This is a genomic window from Psychrobacillus sp., from assembly GCF_056205495.1.
Genome location: NZ_JBAEAP010000623.1, coordinates 1 through 1,765, shown reverse-complemented (window position 1 = coordinate 1,765; position 1,765 = coordinate 1). Strand labels below are relative to the sequence as shown.

At 37.1% G+C, this 1,765-nt stretch carries 3 protein-coding genes; 2 read left to right on the top strand and 1 reads right to left on the bottom strand.

Annotation, left to right across the window (positions count from 1 at the left end):
* Window positions 1-175: 175 nt before the first annotated feature.
* Window positions 176-502, bottom strand: a complete 327-nt coding sequence (locus tag AC06OU_RS17830) for an SCP2 sterol-binding domain-containing protein (RefSeq protein ID WP_475857569.1) — start codon at window positions 500-502, stop codon at window positions 176-178.
* A gap of 156 nt (window positions 503-658) precedes the next feature.
* Here AC06OU_RS17830 and AC06OU_RS17825 point away from each other — a divergent pair, with 156 nt between their 5' ends.
* Both AC06OU_RS17825 and AC06OU_RS17820 read left to right on the top strand, forming a co-directional pair.
* The gene (locus AC06OU_RS17825) at window positions 659-1,363 is read left to right on the top strand and encodes a C40 family peptidase (protein WP_475857567.1); all 705 of its coding nucleotides are present in this window, start codon (window positions 659-661) and stop codon (window positions 1,361-1,363) included.
* Between the two features lie 19 nt (window positions 1,364-1,382).
* Window positions 1,383-1,765, top strand: a 383-nt coding sequence (locus AC06OU_RS17820) for a CHASE3 domain-containing protein (RefSeq protein WP_475857565.1), incomplete at its 3' end; no start/stop codon positions are given.

Genomic DNA, 1,765 nt, shown 5'->3' with positions numbered 1-1,765 from the left:
TATAAAATTGGTTTATTTGAATTTTAATAAATACTGTTGTTTAAAGAAGAATACCAACTTTTCTGCATTAAAGGATTGATAATTAAAAGCTTGTGAGGGGTTAGAACCCCTCACAAGCTTTTAAATAGTATATACTCGATTACGATAAATTAGTAATTATGCTATAATCATTAATTTAAAATTGATATTCCTTCAACAACCCCTCCAGCTTCAATGCTAGACCAATACTCCCATCCACCTTCAGTTTCCCAAACATAAACGCGCTAGTGCTATTTAGATCCCCATTAATTAGTTTCACAAAATCCTTTGAGCTTAATTTTAATGTGCAATCAGCCTTAGTAGAAGTGTCGTCTGTTACAAATGCTCTACCGTCTGCGATGACTAATTGTTTAACGGATGGCTCGTCGCCGGATAGGTGGAATTCGTAGCGGACGTTTTGGTTTTGGATTGGTGCTGGATTGTTGTTCATTGTGTTTTCGATTTGTGCCCATGTTTCATTCATAGTCATATCCCCTTCGTCTAAATGAATGGTTATTCATTTATGATTATGCCATATTTTCTGATAACTTACGAGTGTTTATTTCCCAGGTAATATTTTGTTGAAAGTTGTGGATGTTATGAAAGTTTTACCGATATAAACAGAAAGGGGGTTTAAAGTATGAGAAAGAAAGTGCTGATTATAGCTTTTATGCTGTTTTTTATTACAGAAAATGCAAGTGCAAGTACGCTGTATGAGGTGAAAAAGGGAGATAGCCTTACAAAGATTGCTAAATTACATAAAGTAACGGTAGCTGATTTACGTACTTGGAACAAGCTGACGAAGGATAATATTTATATTAAGCAAAAGCTTGTTGTACAAAAACCGGCCACCGTTAAAAGTGCCACAAAGGTTGTCCCAGCTAAGGCGGCACCCGTTGTGACGAAGCCTGTTCAAACGGTAGCTGCTCCAGTAGCGACACCAGCTCCAGCACCAATTATTTCAGGTGAAGGACATGCCTATTACCCACTAATCATTGATTTTGCTAAACGTTTGGAAGGTATTCCTTATTTGTATGCGGGAAATACGATGGCTGGGTTTGATTGCAGTGGGTTTATTTACTTCCTACATAATCAGGCTGGTGTGAAAATGGAACGTAAGAGCAGTGAGTCTTATTATTTGGATAGTGTTGTGGTGACTAACCCGGTCCCTGGGGATTTGGTGTTTTTTCAAAATACATATAAAGAAGGAATCTCTCATATGGGAATCTTTTTAGGGGACAATCAATTCATCCATGCAGGATCTAAGGGAGTAGAAATTACAAAGCTCGATAATGTGTACTGGAATGAGCACTTTGTATCCTTTAATCGATTTGTTCAAAAGTAATTAAGACAGGAGAATGATTATGAAGTGGACCATTACAAAAAAAATGTGGTTGGGCTTCTCTGCAATTATCCTAGTGATGGTTGTTATTTCTTACTTTAGCAGCCTAGCATCGCAAACTACCACAAGTCAATATAGGGAAATCCTAGAGGTTGATAGTGTTAACGTGAGAATTATCCAGGACATTAAGATGGCTCAAAATGAGACTACAGAAAACCTTTATGATTTTCTATTGACGAAAACAGATGCTTCTAGAAAGAACGTGCGTGTTCATTTGGAGGATGAAAAGAAGCTGATGGAAGACCTTAAAAAAGGATTGAAATCTGAGGAGTCAGTACCATACATTGAGGACTATGAACGAAAATACAAGATGTTTGTGGAAGCGAATGAAAAGCTCATTTCCAA

What these genes read in the sequence shown, in the direction of transcription:
- AC06OU_RS17830 (WP_475857569.1), bottom strand. Translation starts at nt 502, where the DNA reads ATGAATGAAACATGGGCACAAATCGAAAACACAATGAACAACAATCCA.
- AC06OU_RS17825 (WP_475857567.1), top strand. Translation starts at nt 659, where the DNA reads ATGAGAAAGAAAGTGCTGATTATAGCTTTTATGCTGTTTTTTATTACA.